Annotated in this window: 16 protein-coding genes; 8 read left to right on the top strand and 8 right to left on the bottom strand. The window is 46.2% G+C overall.

Features of this window, described 5'->3' with window-relative positions; translation table 11 throughout:
- Positions 1 to 46: 46 nt before the first annotated feature.
- A complete protein-coding gene (locus ACX0G9_RS02525; protein ID WP_459063271.1) occupies positions 47 to 3,076 on the top strand; it encodes a DEAD/DEAH box helicase in 3,030 nt (1,009 codons plus the stop codon).
- A 6-nt stretch (positions 3,077 to 3,082) separates the two neighbouring features.
- Here the strand turns inward: ACX0G9_RS02525 and ACX0G9_RS02520 are convergent, their stop codons facing one another.
- Both ACX0G9_RS02520 and parS read right to left on the bottom strand, forming a co-directional pair.
- A complete protein-coding gene (locus ACX0G9_RS02520; RefSeq protein WP_459063270.1) occupies positions 3,083 to 3,538 on the bottom strand; it encodes an RES family NAD+ phosphorylase in 456 nt (151 codons plus the stop codon).
- A 25-nt stretch (positions 3,539 to 3,563) separates the two neighbouring features.
- Complete coding sequence (gene parS, locus ACX0G9_RS02515) at positions 3,564 to 4,004, bottom strand: type II RES/Xre toxin-antitoxin system antitoxin (RefSeq protein WP_459063269.1); 441 nt, start codon at positions 4,002 to 4,004, stop codon at positions 3,564 to 3,566.
- Between the two features lie 164 nt (positions 4,005 to 4,168).
- Here parS and dnaE point away from each other — a divergent pair, with 164 nt between their 5' ends.
- The 4 genes from dnaE (at position 4,169) to ACX0G9_RS02495 (ending at position 10,071) form a co-directional block, all read left to right on the top strand.
- Entirely contained in the window at positions 4,169 to 7,807 is a 3,639-nt protein-coding gene (dnaE, locus tag ACX0G9_RS02510; protein ID WP_459063268.1) for a DNA polymerase III subunit alpha, read from the top strand.
- 258 nt (positions 7,808 to 8,065) lie between these two features.
- Entirely contained in the window at positions 8,066 to 8,383 is a 318-nt protein-coding gene (gene trxA, locus ACX0G9_RS02505) for a thioredoxin (protein ID WP_459063267.1), read from the top strand.
- 216 nt (positions 8,384 to 8,599) lie between these two features.
- Positions 8,600 to 9,454: a M48 family metalloprotease gene (locus tag ACX0G9_RS02500; protein WP_459063266.1), complete on the top strand. Its 855-nt coding sequence runs from the start codon at positions 8,600 to 8,602 to the stop codon at positions 9,452 to 9,454.
- Positions 9,455 to 9,531: 77 nt separating this feature from the next.
- On the top strand, positions 9,532 to 10,071 hold the full coding sequence (locus ACX0G9_RS02495; protein WP_459063265.1) for a hypothetical protein: 540 nt from the start codon (positions 9,532 to 9,534) through the stop codon (positions 10,069 to 10,071).
- 27 nt (positions 10,072 to 10,098) lie between these two features.
- On the opposite strand, the gene ACX0G9_RS02490 is transcribed toward ACX0G9_RS02495, so the two are convergent.
- Entirely contained in the window at positions 10,099 to 11,358 is a 1,260-nt protein-coding gene (locus ACX0G9_RS02490) for a nucleoside permease (protein ID WP_459063264.1), read from the bottom strand.
- Between the two features lie 68 nt (positions 11,359 to 11,426).
- Between ACX0G9_RS02490 and mqnE the strand changes: the two genes are divergently transcribed.
- The gene (gene mqnE, locus ACX0G9_RS02485) at positions 11,427 to 12,599 is read left to right on the top strand and encodes an aminofutalosine synthase MqnE (RefSeq protein WP_459063263.1); all 1,173 of its coding nucleotides are present in this window, start codon (positions 11,427 to 11,429) and stop codon (positions 12,597 to 12,599) included.
- On the opposite strand, the gene ACX0G9_RS02480 is transcribed toward mqnE, so the two are convergent.
- From ACX0G9_RS02480 to ACX0G9_RS02465, 4 genes are all read right to left on the bottom strand, one after another.
- Entirely contained in the window at positions 12,550 to 12,864 is a 315-nt protein-coding gene (locus tag ACX0G9_RS02480; protein WP_459063262.1) for a hypothetical protein, read from the bottom strand. The genes mqnE and ACX0G9_RS02480 overlap by 50 nt on opposite strands.
- Before the next feature lie 132 nt (positions 12,865 to 12,996).
- Positions 12,997 to 14,424, bottom strand: a complete 1,428-nt coding sequence (locus ACX0G9_RS02475) for an L-serine ammonia-lyase (protein ID WP_459063261.1) — start codon at positions 14,422 to 14,424, stop codon at positions 12,997 to 12,999.
- A 578-nt stretch (positions 14,425 to 15,002) separates the two neighbouring features.
- On the bottom strand, positions 15,003 to 15,491 hold the full coding sequence (locus ACX0G9_RS02470; RefSeq protein ID WP_459063260.1) for an FKBP-type peptidyl-prolyl cis-trans isomerase: 489 nt from the start codon (positions 15,489 to 15,491) through the stop codon (positions 15,003 to 15,005).
- An 89-nt stretch (positions 15,492 to 15,580) separates the two neighbouring features.
- Positions 15,581 to 16,027, bottom strand: a complete 447-nt coding sequence (locus ACX0G9_RS02465) for a hypothetical protein (protein ID WP_459063259.1) — start codon at positions 16,025 to 16,027, stop codon at positions 15,581 to 15,583.
- A 129-nt stretch (positions 16,028 to 16,156) separates the two neighbouring features.
- Between ACX0G9_RS02465 and ACX0G9_RS02460 the strand changes: the two genes are divergently transcribed.
- Both ACX0G9_RS02460 and ACX0G9_RS02455 read left to right on the top strand, forming a co-directional pair.
- The gene (locus ACX0G9_RS02460) at positions 16,157 to 17,116 is read left to right on the top strand and encodes a hypothetical protein (RefSeq protein ID WP_459063258.1); all 960 of its coding nucleotides are present in this window, start codon (positions 16,157 to 16,159) and stop codon (positions 17,114 to 17,116) included.
- Positions 17,117 to 17,122: 6 nt separating this feature from the next.
- On the top strand, positions 17,123 to 17,629 hold the full coding sequence (locus tag ACX0G9_RS02455; RefSeq protein ID WP_459063257.1) for a cupin domain-containing protein: 507 nt from the start codon (positions 17,123 to 17,125) through the stop codon (positions 17,627 to 17,629).
- A gap of 58 nt (positions 17,630 to 17,687) precedes the next feature.
- On the opposite strand, the gene ACX0G9_RS02450 is transcribed toward ACX0G9_RS02455, so the two are convergent.
- Positions 17,688 to 19,079, bottom strand: coding sequence for a metal-dependent hydrolase family protein (locus tag ACX0G9_RS02450; protein WP_459063256.1), 1,392 nt, complete (start codon positions 19,077 to 19,079; stop codon positions 17,688 to 17,690).
- Positions 19,080 to 19,090 lie beyond the last annotated feature (11 nt).

The raw sequence follows: 19,090 nt of genomic DNA, 5'->3' as shown, positions 1-19,090 counted from the left end.
TTTCAGTATATTTGCGCCCACCTAATTTTACCCATTTAAAGTTTCTATGGCATCTTCGCAAAATGCAACCAAGATCGTATTGTTATTGTCTCCACACCGTATACCTGAGGATCCTATCCTTCTGGAATCCCTGCATATTTCCAAACCACCCGGGAATAGTAAAGGGCCGGTAGGATTCCGTTTCGACATGTTTCCGCTGGATGGCGCAGAATTAAAAAAGAACTATTCCCATTTGCCTAAACCGGCCACGGAGTCGTTGATGTGGTTCAATAAAGCGGGCATGAAATGGATCGAAGACGAGATCCAGAAAAAATATTCAGCCCAACGGTCCGGTCTTCCCTTCGAGCCATATTACAAAAGCGCAATGACCCGCAAATTACATGAACTGCTGGAACGGATCAAACCCTTTGCCTCCCTGGTAAAATGGTATCATAAACTTCCGGGTTTTAAAGGCAATTACCGCACCGCACCCTGTACCTTCAGCGGATTCAAGCCGCAATTGCATTTCGAACTGAAAAAAGAAAACAACGTCTTTTATCTCGAAACGTTCGTTACGTTGAACGGATCAGCCTATCCGCTGGATGGGTTTACCCGTTACCATTTCCTGTTGGAAAGCGGCAATGAATATTTTTTACTTTCCTTTAAAGACTACCAAACCCTGGAATGGCTCAGGGACAATGATCCCCAGCAATACAGCCGCCAACCAGAGGCCCTTGCCCAGCATGTGCTTGCCCGTCTGGAACAGGATTATACGGTTGATCGTAATGATCTGCTCGCCAAAACAGGCATTCGGGTAGCGCCGGTCAACAGGGTATTGTTAAGCGAGATCAGTAAATCATTTCTTGTATTGACCCCGCAGTGGCTTTACGACGGGTTCCTCATCGAAGGCCCGTGGAAGGACAAACAGGAGATTATCCGGCAGGGAGCCACATATGTAGTGGAAAGGGACCAGGAGGCTGAAACGACCCACCGGGAATTGCTGGAATCACTTCATTCCACTTTTTCCCGGCAACTGAATGGCTATTATTATTTGTCCTTTGCCGAAGCGCAGAAAAAACAATGGTTCCTGAAAGTTTATCACCGTCTCCTGGAATTGAATATTCAATTGGTGGGTATGGATATGCTGCAACATTTCCGGTACTCGCCTCATAAAATCGTCACGGAGATAACCTTACTGGCGGAAGACCACCATTCTGCAACCTTGCGCATGTCTGTTTCGTTCGGCGGGGAATCCGTCCTATTGACCGAATTGCAAAAAATGCTCCGCGGCGGCGGACGCGCCATGTTATTAAAAGACGGATCGCTGGGTATCCTGCACGAGGAATGGCTGCAGCAATATGGCGTACTGATCCGGCATGGAAAAATAACGAAGGATGAATTGATTTCCCCCCGCTGGCTGGCCTTCAGCGACCAGGAAGCCTGGAAAAGCTCAGGGACTTCAGAATCCCTTGCTGTTTCGAAAACAACTGCGCCTGTAGATAATCGCAAAGATACCCTTCGGCCCCTGTTGTCAAAAACCTGGCTGGAAAAATGGAAACACTGGCAGCAAGAATCGACACCGCTCTATGCAGTCCCGGCACTCGTTGCCGCCACTTTGCGCCCTTATCAGCAAAAAGGCTTCGAATGGCTGCTTTTATTGTCCGAAGCCGGTGCAGGTGCATGCCTGGCCGATGATATGGGTCTTGGCAAAACCCTGCAAACGATTTGTTTCCTGGCTTATCATTCGCAAGCCTCTTCGCAGGGTTCACAGGATTCTTCTCAGGCTTCTTTGCCATCTTCTTCCCAAGCCTCTTCACAGGCCTCTTCCGCGCAAGGGTATGGCTCCGCCGCGGCCAGGCATCTGATCGTATGCCCTTCATCACTGATCTATAACTGGCAGGAAGAATTACAAAAATTCGCCCCTTCCATATCGAGCCTGGTATTCCACGGTCCGGGCCGCAATATCGAAGACCTGGAAAAAGGCGATTACCATATTATCATTACCAGTTATGGTACCGTTCGTTCGGATATCGATCTGTTAAGTGAAATTCCATTCGGAGCAGTAGTGCTCGATGAAAGTCATAATATCAAAAACCCGGCCGCCCAGATTACCCGCGCCGTCAGCCGTTTACAAGCAGGTACACGGATCGCCCTAAGCGGTACCCCGGTCATGAACAATACGTTCGATCTGTATGCGCAGATCGATTTTCTTCTTCCGGGTTTATTCGGCAGCCGCGAGTTCTTCAAACGTGAATATGCCGACGCCATCGACCGGGATAATGACCCTGATAAGATCCGCGATCTGCAAAAACTGACAGCGCCCTTTATCCTTCGCCGGACCAAGGAACAGGTGGCCGGTGATCTGCCCCCCAAGACCGAAATGGTGATGTGGTGCGATATGAACGCTGCCCAGAAAGACCTTTACGACAGCATTAAAGAGAATATCCGGTCCAGTCTTTTCCTGAATATCAAAAAAGAAGGTTTGAATAAAAGCAAACTGGCCGTTCTGCAGGGCATGCTGAAATTACGCCAGGTCTGCAACTCCCCCCTCCTTCTTCCGTCTGAAGAACAGACCTGTACGGACTCTGTAAAAACCGATCTGCTGATCTATGAATTGACTAACAATCTGAAAGACCAGAAGGTCCTTGTCTTTTCCCAGTTCACCAGTATGCTGGACCTGCTCGCAGGGGCCTGCCGGAATCAGGGCATTTCCTTTTATCATTTCGATGGTCAGACGCCGCCTCATAAACGCGCCGAGATGGTGGCCCTGTTCCAGGAACCGGAAGATAAAACCAATGTTTTCCTGATCAGCCTGAAAGCCGGTAATGCCGGTCTTAACCTGACTGCCGCCAGTTATGTGTTCCTGGTCGATCCCTGGTGGAATACTGCCGTACAGCAACAGGCTATCGACCGGACTCATCGTATCGGACAGACTAAAAATGTATTTGCCTATAAAATGATCTGCAAAGACACTATTGAAGAAAAGATCATCAGCCTGCAACAACGTAAAAAACAACTGGCCGATGACCTGGTCTCGGAAGACGAAGGTTTTGTGAAGTCGTTAAGCGAAGATGATATAAATTACCTATTTAGTTAGTCGGAGTTATTTTTTTAATAGTCTCTCATCCACAGAAATCCTGCGCTGGTAAACTTCTTTTACCAGATCAAAATCCGGGTGATTGGGATTCAGCAAATAATTATTCTCTTCCGGCATAACGGCGGAAGGGAGCCGCAAAGCGACGTATTTATTTTCCCTGATGAACTGGTCACCAATTGTTTTCAGGTTATCCGGAGAGGGGTTGATTTTCCAATCTGCTGGCAGATCGGCCTCGGTCATCGTGATGATTTTATCTTCGGGTATCTCCAGGCAGATCATACAAAAATCCGATACCAAAATAGTGGAAATATGCACCACCGTCTCCAATAAGGCCAGCGAAGCGCAGCCCGCCGTGTACAGGATATAGGTGCCTCTGCTATGCCAACGGCCTGGATACCCTGCTGCTCCCGTTCCTTTGAGGTCATCTATAAATCTGCATTTGCTGATACGGTATACTTTCATAAAAAAAGTGAGTCGGCTCTCCCCGTCACGCTAATATCCCATTCTCGATCCGGCCTAATTCATCCATCAGCAGATCGATCCCCAGGGAAGTATCCAAATATGTTTTTGGTTTTTGATTGGCCAGAGCGATAATGGTGTGATCCATCCATTCTTTAAAAGTATCGATACTGCCGAACACCTCTTCTCCCCTGCTGTAAAGTCTGGCCAGTTCAATGACCCTTTCCGATTGTTCGGGATTGAGCTTCTGGGTGGCCGTATACCGTCTGAGGGTCCTTCCGGAGGTCTTGATGATCTGCTCGATCTCGACGGCGGTAATGCCGGTGATCTTCATTAAATGATCCAGTGCTCTTTTGGGCACACCATCGCGGATGACCGGTATAAAATCGGTATTGCTCTGGATCCGGGTGAAACCCCGGGAACCGGTCATGCCCAGCAAATCCACGGAGCGATTAAGAAATGGAGACATATTCGGACATTTGTCACAAATATACGGCCAAATGGCCGGAAAAGGAAATAAAAATTTATTTCCCCTTTATTCCGCCTGAGGGCCGGGACTAGCATGGAAATCAAACAAATGTGGAAAAAATGTGTTTGTCATAGATGAAGTTTGTTCCTTAATTGCAGGTTCTTATGCCGAAGTTCTCCCATTTACATACCCATACCCAATTTTCGCTCCTGGACGGAGCAGCATCCATCCAGTCCCTTTATAAAAAAGCGGTTAAAGACGGCATGCCCGCTCTGGCCATCACCGACCACGGTAATATGTTCGGTGCCTTTGAATTCGTTGCCGAAGCCTATAAACACAAGAACGATGATGGTACCCTGAAGGTAAAACCCATCGTTGGCTGCGAATTTTATGTCGTCGCCGACCGTCACCGCAAGATCTTTACCAAAGAGCAGCGTGACAAACGTTATCACCAGGTGCTGCTCGCCAAAAATAAGGTTGGATACCAGAATATCATCAAACTGACTTCGCTGGGTTACCTGGAAGGGATATACAGCAAATATCCCCGTATCGATAAGGAACTGATCGAAAAATACCATGAAGGGCTGATCGCAACCACCTGCTGCATCGGCGCCTATGTTCCACAAACCATTTTAGCGGGAAACGAAGAAGCAGCTGAAAAAGAATTCAAATGGTGGCTGGATATTTTCGGGGATGATTATATCATTGAACTGCAACGGCATAATATCAAGGAACAGGAGATCATCAATCAGACCCTGCTGAAATTCGCCAGGAAATATAATGTTCCTGTAATCGCCACCAACGATAGTCATTATACCGACCGGGACGATTATAATGCACACGATATTCTCCTTTGTATCAACACCGGTGAAAAACAAAGTACACCGGGTTACGATGATTTTGCCAATGACGATGGCAATACCAAGAACCGCCGTTTTAAATTTCCGAACGACCAGTTCTATTTTAAGACGACAGACGAAATGTCCACCCTCTTTAAGGATATCCCGGAGGCCATCGACAATACCAACCTGGTCGCCGATAAAGTGGAAGTGCTGAATCTGAAAAAGGATATCCTTCTTCCTAATTTCCCTATTCCCAAGGAATTCCAGATCCATAACGAAAGTAACCTGGACCAATGGGAATACCTGAAACATCTCACGTTCGAAGGCGCCAGGCTTCGCTATTCGGATCTCAACACGGAAATACAGGAAAGGCTGGATTTCGAATTATTCACGATCCGGACAATGGGTTTTGCCGGCTACTTCCTTATTGTGAGCGACTTCATCAAAGCCGGTCGCGATATGGGCGTTTTTATCGGACCCGGCCGCGGATCGGCGGCGGGAAGCGTGGTCGCCTATTGTATCGGCATCACGAATATCGATCCGATCAAGTATAAATTGCTCTTCGAACGTTTTCTGAACCCTGACCGTAAGTCCATGCCGGATATCGATACGGACTTCGACGATGAAGGCCGTCAGCGGGTTATTGATTACGTCGTAAAAAAATATGGCAAGAACCAGGTGGCCCAGATCGTAACCTATGGTACGATGGCCGCCAAAATGAGCATAAAGGATGTGGCCAGGGCCCTGGATCTTCCCCTGCCGGAATCCAATGCCCTGGCGAAATTAGTCCCTGACAGACCGGGGATCGAACTGAAACGGGTGCTTCATGCTCCCCTGACACCCAAAGAAGGGGAAAAATCCCTGGAAGAAAAAGACGGTGTAGGGCCTGATGACATGGAGAACGTCAAAAAGATCCGGGAGATCTACCGGGGGGACGATATCCGCAGCAGGGTGCTGCATGAGGCGGAACGTCTCGAAGGTTCCGTCCGGAATACGGGTATCCACGCTGCGGGAATCATCATCGCCCCCGATGACCTGATGACCATCCTTCCCGTTTGCACGGCTAAGGATTCGGATTTGCTGGTTACCCAGATCGAAGGGAGCGTGATCGAAGAAGCCGGCGTTATCAAGATGGACTTCCTTGGGTTAAAGACACTGAATATCCTGAAGACCGGCCTGGAGCTGATCAAAGAAAATCATGGTGTCGAAATAGATATAGATCTGATTCCGCTCGATGATGTCAAGACCTTCGAGCTATATCAGAAAGCGGAAACGATTGGCACGTTCCAGTTCGAAAGTCCCGGGATGCAAAAGTATCTCCGTGATCTGAAACCGGATAAATTCGATGACCTGATCGCGATGAACGCCTTGTACCGTCCCGGACCTATCGCCTATATCCCTAATTATATCGATCGCAAACACGGCAGAGAACCTATTGTCTTTGACCTGGCCGAGATGGAAGAATACCTGGGGGACACCTATGGTATTACCGTTTATCAGGAACAGGTCATGTTGCTGGCCCAAAAGCTGGCCGGCTTCAGCAAGGGAGATGCGGACGTGCTGCGTAAGGCCATGGGTAAAAAACAGAAGTATATCCTGGATAAGATGAAAGGTCAGTTCATCAAGGGCGCCACCGCCAAGGGACTGGCTGCTGACAAACTGGAAAAAGTATGGACGGACTGGGAAGCCTTCGCTCAATACGCATTTAACAAATCGCATTCCACCTGTTATGCCTATGTGGCCTACCAGACTGCCTATTTAAAAGCCCACTACCCTTCGGAGTATATGGCAGCGGTACTGAACCATGCAGGCGCTATCGAAAAGATCACCTTCTTTATGGAAGAGTGTAAACGAATGGGGTTAAAAGTACTGGGTCCCGATATCAATGAATCCAAAAAAGGGTTTGCCGTTAACCAGCACGGAGAAGTGCGGGTCGGACTGGGAGGATTAAAGGGAGTCGGTGAGGCTGCCGTGGAAGGAATTATCGAAGAAAGGACAAAAAACGGTCCCTATACCTCCATGTTCGATCTGATCAAACGAATCAATCAGCGCACAGTCAATAAAAAGACACTGGAAAGCCTCGCCTATGCCGGAGGTTTTGATTGTTTTAAAGAATTTCACCGGGCTCAATATTTTCATATGCCCCCGGGCGATACGGCCACCGGCCTGGAAAAAATTATCAAATTCGGGAACGTTTATCAAACGAACTCTACCCAGAATACCAATAGCCTGTTCGGCGATCTGGTCATGCCGGATATCGCGACACCAAAAATTCCGACCTGCGAGGCCTGGAGCCTGACCGAATTGCTGAACAATGAAAAAGAGGTCACCGGCATGTTCATGAGCGGTCATCCCCTGGATCATTTTAAATTCGAGATCCTGCATTACGGGATCACCCAGTTGGGAGAATTCAATGAGGTGAAGGATGCGATTAATACGACAGCCAACCCGGGCAAACCTTTCCGACTGGCAGGATTAGTTACAGATGCCCAGCATCGGGTCAGCAAAACAGGTAAACAATTTGGCACCTTAGTTATCGAAGATTATTCCGGCAAATCCGAATTCATGCTCTGGAGCGAGGATTATGCCCGGTATTCCAATTACCTCGAAAAGGGGAAGAACCTATTTATCAGTGGAAGTTTTAAATCCCGTTTCAATAAAGCAGAATTCGAATTCAAGATAGATAAAATGATGCTGCTGGAAAGCATCAAACCCTTTATGACCAAACAGATCATCCTTGACATGGAAGCCCGTTTCGTCAATGAAGAATTTGTCGGTTTTATAGAACAGAATGTTAAAAAATTCCCCGGAAAGACATCTATAAAGTTCAATATCACGGAACCAAAGGCCAATTGCAAAGTCAGTATGTATACGATGGCGCTCGGTTTTGAAATGAATGACGAAATGACCGCTTTCCTGGAGAAAATGCCTGATCTGGGCGTACAGGTAGTCACCGTTTAAACGCAAAACCGGACAAAGCTTCAGGAATCAGGTCTTGAAATGGATTGGAAGCTAATTTGTTCTATCAGGGGGGAACATATAGGAGGCAACATCAGATAAAACCTCTGGAAAACATTGATAATGAATCGATAAGAAAAAGAAGTGGAAAGAATCGGAAAATGGATTATCCGATTGTCGCGCCCACGACCAATTAATTGAAAAACTAGGTTGATCTTTGTATAACAAAATTAAGTTCATCAAAACATAAAAACACGAATTATGGCTTTAGAATTAACAGACACTAATTTTCAGGAAAAAGTGATCTCTTCCGATAAATTGACAGTAGTAGATTTTTGGGCTGAATGGTGTGGACCTTGTCGCGCAATCGGACCCGTCATAGAAGAACTGTCCAAAGAATATGATGGAAAAGTAAACATCGGTAAAGTCAATGTAGACCATAACCCTCAATTGTCCATCAATTATGGTGTTACCAGCATACCCGCTATTCTTTTTATAAAGGATGGTAAAGTGGTCGATAAACTGGTGGGCGCCCAACCGAAATCCAATTTCGTAAAGAAGATCGAAGCACATATATAACAACTTCTTCCCTTTACAGGGATAACGTTTCATAAAAGGTCAAAAAGGCTGCCTCAACTTTTAGGTTGAGGCAGCTTTTTTTATACACAATCTTTTATACAGTTCCTTTTTTATACACATGCTTCTTATTCACATCCTTTTTTTCCACATCCAGTCTGCCGGATTTATTCCGTTTCTACATTTGCGCTCTTTGCATTTTTCACCCTTCACCCAACGATGATGCGCAACTTATTTCCGTTTATACTGCCAGTACTTTTCGCTACGCTGAGCGTCACTCTTCTTTTTTTGGTGATGCAGGTATTTGCCTGTTACCCAGCCCCTTTTTCTGATGCGTTTATTTTTTCGGGTATCCTGATATGGAATCTATTTTGTTTTTTGGCTCCCCGGGTCTTCTGGTCTTTACCGGACCCGGGTCTTTTTTTCGAAAAGGTGAGAAAACCGATCCGGGAGGAAGAACAAAAATTACAGAACTGCCTGAATGGTCTTATCCAGTTACCGGAAAAAACGATCAGGGTGAAAAAATTCCGGTTTTTGATTCGCGATGAAACCAGGGTTCGTTCTTCTGCCGTCGGACCAAACACGATTATAGTAACCAAAGGCATGTTGCAGGAGCTGCCAGAAGCGGAATTAACCGCCTTGCTCGCCCATGACCTGGGCCACCTGCAATCCGGTGATGCCCTGGCAGAGATGGCTTTTACCTGTGCCACGGTACCGCCCAGGGAATTATGCCGGATACTGAAAAAAGGACCAGGTTTATTTCGTATTCTTTTACGCAAAGGAAAAATATTCGGTCTTATAGGAATTTCTTTTGCCTGTTTGCTGTTGTTCTATTTCCACCTGTTTCGCTATATTATTGCCTGTCTGGTTTTTGTCCTGTTGTTTACCCTGGCAGATTGGCTGTTCTCCCGTTTGTGGGGGGTCAATCGCCGGTACAGGGTATATGAACAGGATCTTTTTGCCAAACGGCTGGGGGCCGGCCCAGCCTTGAAAGATGTTTTGAAAAAGATGGCACAAACTGATCCTGAGGCTTATAACAGAATCCGAAGATTGGAAGCACGGGAAGAACAGTAAAAATCCCGGCCCTTTCATTATGTAATTAGCAAACTATTTTGTAGTTTGGCCGAACCTAACTATTCCTTGCCTTTACTATGAATGCGCATATTGATTTTGAAAGAAGTATACAAAAAAGGAGGCTGATATACAAGGGTACCCTGATGCAAAGGCTGATTATTTTCGGAGAAAGCCATTTGTTGGGAATACTCCTGCTTATCATTAGTTTATTGCTTTTTATTTACCTGCTGTTAAACAGCACCAAACTGGCTGCCTTACTGGCCATACTCCCCATTCTGTTCATTATAATCAGCATGATGCTGATTAACAAACTCGTCAAAACCGAAGGAACGGAATTACGTAAAAACCAAACGGAGATCATTGGATTGCTGCTCCGGAGATTTCCGGGGATACAAAGACATAATTGCAGCGAAAAGATCATCCTGATCACCAACGCGCCCAAGTCCTTTACGATCGATAAGGAGATCCTCATCCTGCTGGAAAATCAAAATGTATATATGAATATTACCATGGCAGGTTTCGGTAATATTAAATATGTCACTTTTGCCATTCCTAATTATCTCCGGTCAAAGCTGGTCCTGCGAAAATTCTACAAAAGGATAAAAGAACAAGTCTGAAAAAAAGGCTGACCAACCAAATAACCTTTAAGGAAATGGCTTTCCCATATTTCCCGTTCTTTCCATCGCTCCGGGAATATGTTTATAAGCAAACGCAAAAGGAAAAATAAGACCCAGTATGAGTGCATAGCCGGCAAAAACAAACCATATGCTTTGCCAGTCCCTGATCCCATCTTGCGTAAAATGATCGATAACCCATCCGCTGAAGGCTCCTCCTAAAAAGGCCCCCAATCCATTGGTCATGATCATAAATAGCCCCTGGGCACTGGCTCTGATCGTGATCGGCGCTTCTTTTTCAATGAATAAGGACCCGGAAATATTAAAAAAATCAAAGGCCATCCCATAAACGATCATGGAAAGAACCAGGAAGATCAGTCCGCTCCCGGGATTTCCGATTCCGAATAATCCAAACCGGAAGACCCAGGCGCATATACTTATCAGCATTACTTTTTTTATCCCAAACCGGTTCAGAAAAAAGGGAATGGCCAAAATGAACAAGGTTTCGGATATCTGGGAAATAGAAGTTAACAGATTAGGATGATTTACAGCAAAGGAGCCCGAATAAGTCTTGGAGAAGTCATTAATAAAGGGGAGACCGAAGGCATTGGTGATTTGCAAGGCAACCCCCAGGAACATGGCAAAAAGAAAAAAAATGGCCATTTTCCTTTTTTTGAACAGAACAAAGGCATCCAAACCAAGAGAAGAAGCAAAGCTTTTCTTTTCCCCTGTCGGCACCGGAGTACAGGATGGCAGGGTAAAAGCATAGATGCCCAATAGCAAACCGGCCCCCGCGCTAACATACAACTGCAGCCGGCTGCTTGTCCAGCCGGAAATATCAACCAGCCACATCGCACAGATAAAACCAACAGTTCCCCAGACCCGGATTGGCGGGAAGTCTTTTATTATATTGAAGCCCTTTTTCTCCAAAACAATATAGGATACCGTATTATTCAGGGCTATCGTCGGCATATAAAACATGGCATTGAGCAGCATGATCGTGTAAAGAGTTGGATAATCGGCAACTGTCGAGGCCCATAACAATAATGCCGCCCCAAGAAGATGACATGCCCCCAGCAGCCTCTCGGCATTTACCCACCTGTCCGCCACAACTCCCAGTAAACCGGGCATAAACAGCGAGGCTATACCCATCGTACCATAAACGCTGCCCACCTGGATACCCGTAAAATGGAGTGTATTGAACATATATCCGCCCAAGGAGATCAACCAGGATCCCCATACAAAAAATTCCAGAAAATTCATCAGGATAAGACGAAATTTGATAGTCACGCGGGCTTTTTTGGTTTAATAGGTAAGATAATGGTTTTTTGTAACTTTGTACCCTCAAAGGAAGCACTATGAGCTCAGCAATACAGGTAGAAACGATCCTAAAAACAACGGATAAAGAATTACAGCGGATAGGCGAAAAGATTCTCAGGAAGGAAAGACTGACCCCTGAAGACGGGCTGGAACTTTTTGAAAGAGGCGGACTCCCCTATTTAGGCACGCTGGCCAATTATGTGCGGGAAAGATTGCACGGCGATAAAACTTATTTCAACCGCAATTTCCATATAGAGCCAACGAATGTGTGTGTATTTACCTGTCAGTTCTGTTCGTATTCCCGCCTGTACGCCCACCGGGATGAAGGTTGGGAACTGAGCCAGGAACAAATGCTGAATATCGTAAAGAGCTATGACGGCAAACCTGTCACGGAAGTTCACATTGTCGGTGGCGTCCATCCAAAAATGAACCTGGAATTTTTTGTTGAATTGCTCCAAAAAATAAAAACACATCGCCCCGGTCTTCATATCAAAGGTTTTACCGCTGTGGAACTGGATTACATGTTCCGTAAAGGCAAACTAACCGTGGAAGAAGGTATGAAAAAATTGCATGCTGCGGGTCTGGATTCCCTCCCCGGCGGCGGAGCGGAAATATTTCACCCGGATGTACGAAATATCATATCCGCAGATAAGGTCGATGGCGAAGGCTGGCTCCGGATCCATGAGGCGGCTCACCGGGAAGGCATGCATACCAATGCCACCATGCTGTACGGCCATGTCGAACAATACCATCACCGTATCGATCATATGGAACGTTTGCGCAGCCTCCAGGACAGGACCGGTGGCTTCAACACCTTTATTCCCCTGAAATTCCGCAATAAAGGCAACGATATGAGCCATGTTCCGGAATCTTCTGTGGTGGAAGACATGAAACTTTATGCAGTGGCCCGTTTGTATATGGACAATTTCCCGCACCTGAAAGCCTATTGGCCGATGCTGGGAAGACAAAATGCCCAATTGACCTTATCCTTCGGCGTAAACGATCTGGACGGAACCATCGACGATACCACAAAAATCTACTCGATGGCCGGAAGCGAAGAACAGACGCCCAGCCTTTCCACCGCTCAATTGGTTACCCTGATCAAACAGGTCCACCGGGAACCGGTAGAAAGGGATACTCTTTATAATGAAGTGAGAAATTTTAAGGATGTGGATATAAACAGTATGGATCTGGATCCTTCTCTGAATTAAGTATGCCGCTATCGATCTCCCGTAGAATATGGCGAAATAGTTCATCGACCTGATTTGGGGTGGGGGCGTTGCCTTTGGCTCGTTCAGCCAATTCCAGGACATGTAAACCATCCAGGAATCCGGAAGCCTCTTGCGCCAGCAAAAGATTTGGTTCGTTAGCGGTAATCCATTCTTTCCATTTCCTTTCCTGCTCTTCATCCGATTTATGATACCAGGCCAGAAAACCATCATCCAGGAGCAGCTCTTCTATGGTTGTATAATGCATAATTTGGACAGATCAGTTCAACTTGTCCTGGATCAAAATCATTGCCACTTAATTAAATGATTAATTTACAACAACTTGTAGATGATTTCTGGTGGAAAATGTCCGTTAGTGATACAGTTTTTGTCCGATTTGTCAGCATTCACTAAGACCAAGCGGGATCTGGACGGCCAGCCCTCCATCCGAGGTCTCTTTATATTTACTATTCATGTCCTGGGCCGTATTCCACATGGTGTTGATTACCGCATCCAGGGACACTTTGGCAAAATCCGGGGTACTCTGCAAGGCTAGCTGGGAGGCAGTGATCGCTTTGATGGCTCCCATTGTATTCCTTTCGATACAAGGGATCTGTACAAGCCCCCCTATCGGGTCACAGGTAAGCCCCAGGTGATGTTCCATGGCAATTTCTGCCGCCATCATGGCCTGACGCTGGGATCCACCCATACATTCAGTCAGGGCCGCTGCTGCCATGGCAGAAGAAACACCGATCTCCGCCTGGCATCCTCCCATCGCCGCAGAAATGGTAGCTCCTTTTTTAAAAATGCTTCCTATTTCTGAAGCCGTCAGCAGGAATTGAATGATCTTTTCCTCCTTAAATCCGTCACAGAATATGACATAATATTGCAATACGGCCGGAATTACCCCTGCTGCTCCATTTGTGGGGGCTGTTACGACCCTGCCGAACGAAGCGTTCTCCTCATTTACCGCCAGGGCAAAACAACTGACCCAATCCAGGGTATATTTAAAATCGTTTCCTCCTTCCCGGATGGCTCTGACCCAGGACTCAAAATTGTTATAGGCCCTGTCACCTGTGAGTTTTTTATTCAGAGCTGCCGCTCTGCGGGTAACATGAAGGCCACCAGGTAACATTCCTTCTGCATGGCATCCCCGGTAAATACATTCCTGCATGACCCGCCAAATAGTAAGGATACCGTCAAGTGTTTGTTTTTCGGTGCGCCAGGCGCCTTCATTTTCCATAACTACCTCACTTATACTCATACCCGTTTTCCGGCACCAATGGAGCAGATCGGAATTGGTGTCGATGGGAAAAGGCAATTGAACCGAGGAATTTCCTCCTTGTTCTTCTTCCTCTTTCCGGACAAAACCGCCTCCGATGGAATACCAGGTCTCCGCCCATTGTTCCCCGCTATTCATGGTAGCCAGAAAAGTCATAGCATTGGGGTGAAAGGGCAAAGATTCCTTAAAAAGGAAAACGATATCCGTCTGCGGATCAAAATCGATTTCTTTTAACCCATTAATTCGTAACTTCTTTTGGTCAGCAATGGACTGGATGGCGCTGCCAATTTTACCAATGTCGAAGGTAACAGGATCTTCTCCAGCCAGCCCCAGCTGAATCGCAATATCCGTTCCGTGTCCCTTTCCCGTTTTGGCAAGGGAACCATATAATAAGACCTTTACTGATTGCAGACCGGGAAGGTTATGTTTGTCCTGCATGGAGGCTATGAAACGCTGAGCGGCTCTCCAGGGACCCAGGGTATGCGAACTGGATGGGCCCACCCCTATTTTGAACATATCGAATATGGAAATGGCTTCGTGTGGCAAGTTGTTGACAATTTTTGTTAGAGCGAAATTACAAAGAAGCGATCGTCTTTTTGCGGGAAATTGAAGGTTTCATTGTAAATCAATACGTTATGAGGGCCAAGGGGGTATATATGTTTTTTTTTGAAGGAAGGTTGAACTTTTTGCAACTACTTAATTTTCAATATGTTGAAAATTTGCCAACCTTCCTTTAAGGATAGAGGGAAAAAGGGGTGGAAGGAATGGTAATTGAACGGATAAGGATATGACTTTATAAAGGGTTTTTGAAAAGTAAATGTCATTTTCAAAGGGGATTCCCAAGGGAAACCTGAACTTCGTTTTGAACACTGTTCAAAACTCGTTCGTAACGTTCGCTTCGCTCCGTTAGGGCGCGACGCCCTTGATTTTTTTGCCCGAATGCCCGGGGCGACAAGTTTAAACCGAGAGCCCCGGGCATGGGCAAAACAGAATGGACCACGGGTCCATTAGCCGAAGGCTCATTATTAAACTTTTTTGGCAAGTGGGGTAAATTTTCTAAATACCCTACTTGCCAAAAAAAAAGCCCTGAGAGAAACCCAGGGCTGTTAGCAGGTAGTTCATGGTTACTGCACATCAAGCAGATGAATATAAAAAATCAGGATGGAAAACGATGGGATAACGATATTACCGGTAGTTGCATCTTTTTGAGATTGCCCGCCATAACCAAGTGAAGGAGGAATGAAAAGTTGAATGTCTCCTCCCTTCCTGATAAGCGGTACTCCTTGCTGCCATCCATCAATCAGGTTTGCCAATTTGGTGACAAAACTGCTTTGTTGAGCAAAAACCGTCTCGTTTGTTAACTTTCCTTTATAGGATAAGGTGATTTCTGAACATTCTCCGGGCGGCACTCCTTCACCAGGCGTCAGTACTTTATAATAAAAACCTCTGGGATGAAGAGCTGCAATTATACCTAAAGAATCTAAATAATGTTTAACTGCCTGTTGTTCAACTATTGGCGCTATAATTCCATCGTCTTTGTAATCACAACTCTTCTTCGAACAAGCTGCAAAATAAAAGGAAACAAATATTAACCCACACACTAAATTCCTCATGAAATTATTTTTCGCAATATAGTTCCCTAGCAAATAGACAACCCTTCAATCTGAATTGCTGCAAGGGAAATTAAAAAAAGATTATTTTTTTATTCTTCTTTTGTTTTTTCTTCATCGGCCCTACCAGGATTTGTTTCCTTCCCGTTCGTTATATCCCCTGTTGCCAATTCATTTTTTGCATTATTCTCGTTGGTATCCTTATTCTCTTTGGTATCCTGCGCAAGTTCCTGAGATTGCCTGGCCTTTAATTCCAGGTATCGCTGCTCATATTGATCCCACCTGTGCTGCCGGTAAAAAATGGCAGTAAAGCATACAATACATAAAAGCGCAATAAGCAGCACCAGCGGGTTAAACCGCGGGCTGTTGGCCTCCATTTCCGCCCGCTTATCCCATCCTGAAAAAAGATTAATGGCGATGGGAATGACAAAAAGCAAGCCTATTGGAATACCCACCAGGAACTGCCGGAATATTTTTTTCTGACGATCACGATTCTCCTTCCAATATTGTAGAAAGGCTTTCTCTTCCGGGGTAAGCATGATTTTTTATTTAAACGACCATAATCCGATTTAATCTGCAAATTAAGTCGTGCAAACAGAACTATTTATCATTTACTGTATTTTACGGGAAGTTTTTTTATCTTTAGCCCATCTCAAAATCCATTCGATTTGAAGCTACCTCAACTATTATCGCTGTTCCTATATCAGAATAAAAAGCTGGATCTGCCTGGAATCGGAAGTTTTGTATTAGATCCTGCGGCCGTTATCCCTGAAATTTCCGACAAAAATCCGCAAATTCCGGCAACGGGAATCACCTTCAAGAATACGGTCATCCATACCGCCGATGACGCCCTGGTACAGTTCATTAAGGAGCATACCGGAAAAATGAAACCTCTCGCTGCCGCGGACCTGGATTTTTTCCTCACCACCGGCAAACAATTGCTTAATATCGGAAAGGTCTTTTACCTGGAAGGAATCGGAACGCTGGTAAAAGTAAACAGCGGAAAATTCGAATTTACCCCAGGAGAATATAGTACTACCCGTCTGGAAGAACCCAGCCAGGAGAAAAAAGAAAGGGTCGAGAAGAAAAAACCAACTTTTGATGAGCCGGACCATGAATATGAACAGCGCAGCCATGCCCCCAAGACGAATAATGCCCGGCAAATAGTACTGGTGACCCTTGCTATTGCAGTCCTTGTGGCCATCGGCTGGGGGGGATACCACCTGTACAAACGGAATACATTTATTGAACCAACTCCTGAAAACACGGCCACGGTCATAGCAGATACACCAAAAACAGATACCTCAAGGTCCGCTGCCACACCGGCTACTTCACAAAGGCCTGATTCCGGCGTTTCCCGGAAACCGGATAGTTTAACCGCCAATACGCCTTTGCCCGCAACCGGTCAGCATTTGTATAAATGGGTTATCCTGGAAACGGACAGAAAAAGCAGGGCTCTTCGCCGCTATAACCAATTACTGGGTTTTCAGCTGGCTGTTAAAATGGATCAAAAAGATTCATCGTATTTCAAACTTTATTTTCAATTCCCTGCCGCTATAAAGGATACCGCTTATATTAAGGATTCGCTGTCTTCCAACTATGCCACCCGTGTCCACATTGAACCCTGACAGGCTATGCGCCCAACAGCAGACTATTGGATAGATAAGTTAGCGCTTACCCAACATATTGAGGGAGGCGCATTCCGGGAAGTCTATCGTTCAACAGTAACGATCCCTAAAGGATCGCTGCCTGCTGTTTTCAAGGGAGAAAGAAATATTTCCACCAGCATTTATTTTTTATTGGGAAAAGGGCAATTCTCCGCCTTTCATCGCATTGCCTCGGATGAAGGATGGCATTTTTATTATGGAGACCCGCTCCTTATTTTTGAAATCAAACAAGATGGAACCCTGGCGATCCACCGCTTAGGCAGCGACATTGAAAAAGGTGAACAGTTTCAGACCATGATCCGGGCCGGCAGCTGGTTTGCCTCTGTCCCTGCGGAGGGTAGCGAATACGCCCTGGTCGGTTGTACCGTTGCCCCGGGTTTTGATTTTGCCGATTTTGAATTGGCAGAACGGGACTCCCTAAACCGCCAATTTCCACAGCATGCCGCCTTAATCACAAAGCTGACAAAGGGATAAAAAGAATTCATTCCATCAAGGACACCAAGTCCATCAAGGACTATATGCCTACCCGGGATCAGGGGTTATAAATTACCCCTTCTTTCATCACCCATTTAACCTTACGCACCCGGGAAATGTCTGTTGACGGATTCCCTTCGACAATCACCAGGTCAGCCAACAGACCGGCCCTTATCCGGCCAACCCGGTCCCCGATCTTAAATACATCCGCATTGACTGAGGTAGCCGACCGGAGTACATCGATAGGTTTCATACCATATTCGACCATGGCCTCCATTTCACGGGCATTGTCTCCGTGCGCATACACCCCGACATCTCCTCCCATACAAATGGTCACCCCGGAAGCCAGGGCATCCTGAAATGTTTTTCTTTTTTTTGCAATAGCCGGAGGGTCCTGGTCAATACCTTTTTTCCATCCCCGGTATTGCAGTATTGCATCACCTGCCGCCAATGTCGGGCAAAACGCAATCCCTTTTTCTTTCATCGCCCTGAAAAGTTCAGGGGTACCGTCATCACCATGTTCGATGGTAGAAACACCCGCCCGGATTGCCCGACGCATTCCTTCAGCGGAGGAAGCATGCACAACTACCGGCCTCCCACTACTCCCGGCCACATTCACCAGCTCCTTCAATTCTTCCTCGGTGAATGTGGGTGCAGTTTGTTTATTCAGACCCCAGCGATAATCGGCATAAACTTTTACCAGATCAGCCCCTTTCCCAATCTGCGTCCTCGCTTCTCTTATCAGCGCATCCGTCCCATCGGCTTCCGCAGCGCCCCTGAGAACGGGAATATCATAACTTAGTTCTTTAGGGCCATAACTCCCTGTTGCGACGATGGCCCGGGTAGCAACGAGCATATGAGGGCCGGGAATAATTCCTTTTTCGATCGCTTCCTTTAGTCCCACATCGTCGTAACCCGACCCTTCGGTACCTAAATCCCGGGTCGTCGTGAAACCCGCCAACAAGGTTTTCCTGGCATGAACGGTTGCCCTTGCCACCCGCTCCGCTCTCGACTCCTTTAATACCTGGTCATCCCAGGATACTTCATTATAAGGATGCAGGAATAAATGACTATGCCCTTCTATCAGACCGGGCAATAAGGTTGTTCCTTTCAGTTCTATAATGATCGTCCCGGATGGTATTTTAATACTTTCTACCGGACCGGCCGCTTCAATGACATGGTCGTGAATAAGTACCTCCCAGCCTTCCCGCATTTGTTCCCCATCAAAGACCCGGTCAGGCCGTAGTAAATAAAGGGTATCCTGCAATACATTTTCCGATGACAGAACAGAGTAATTGACGGATGAGTAATGGCTGGAGAAAGAATGGCTGGAGGGTGAATGGGTAGCAGGAGAATGAAAGGGAGGGTAATGAACGGAAGAGAAATGAACGGAAGTTAACGGACTTAGGAATGGGCAAAAGATCAATAGGATCAAGGCATGTTTGAGCATGGTATAGGTAT

It is taken from the genome of Flavitalea flava, from assembly GCF_054461575.1.
Note: the sequence above shows the minus strand (reverse complement) of the source record. Positions and strands in the feature narration are given on the sequence as shown.

Coding starts and splice junctions, on each gene's coding strand:
- ACX0G9_RS02525 (WP_459063271.1), top strand. CDS start 47: ATGGCATCTTCGCAAAATGCAACCAAGATCGTATTGTTATTGTCTCCA.
- ACX0G9_RS02520 (WP_459063270.1), bottom strand. CDS start 3,538: ATGAAAGTATACCGTATCAGCAAATGCAGATTTATAGATGACCTCAAA.
- parS (WP_459063269.1), bottom strand. CDS start 4,004: ATGTCTCCATTTCTTAATCGCTCCGTGGATTTGCTGGGCATGACCGGT.
- dnaE (WP_459063268.1), top strand. CDS start 4,169: ATGCCGAAGTTCTCCCATTTACATACCCATACCCAATTTTCGCTCCTG.
- trxA (WP_459063267.1), top strand. CDS start 8,066: ATGGCTTTAGAATTAACAGACACTAATTTTCAGGAAAAAGTGATCTCT.
- ACX0G9_RS02500 (WP_459063266.1), top strand. CDS start 8,600: ATGATGCGCAACTTATTTCCGTTTATACTGCCAGTACTTTTCGCTACG.
- ACX0G9_RS02495 (WP_459063265.1), top strand. CDS start 9,532: ATGAATGCGCATATTGATTTTGAAAGAAGTATACAAAAAAGGAGGCTG.
- mqnE (WP_459063263.1), top strand. CDS start 11,427: ATGAGCTCAGCAATACAGGTAGAAACGATCCTAAAAACAACGGATAAA.
- ACX0G9_RS02480 (WP_459063262.1), bottom strand. CDS start 12,864: ATGCATTATACAACCATAGAAGAGCTGCTCCTGGATGATGGTTTTCTG.
- ACX0G9_RS02470 (WP_459063260.1), bottom strand. CDS start 15,491: ATGAGGAATTTAGTGTGTGGGTTAATATTTGTTTCCTTTTATTTTGCA.
- ACX0G9_RS02465 (WP_459063259.1), bottom strand. CDS start 16,027: ATGCTTACCCCGGAAGAGAAAGCCTTTCTACAATATTGGAAGGAGAAT.
- ACX0G9_RS02455 (WP_459063257.1), top strand. CDS start 17,123: ATGCGCCCAACAGCAGACTATTGGATAGATAAGTTAGCGCTTACCCAA.
- ACX0G9_RS02450 (WP_459063256.1), bottom strand. CDS start 19,079: ATGCTCAAACATGCCTTGATCCTATTGATCTTTTGCCCATTCCTAAGT.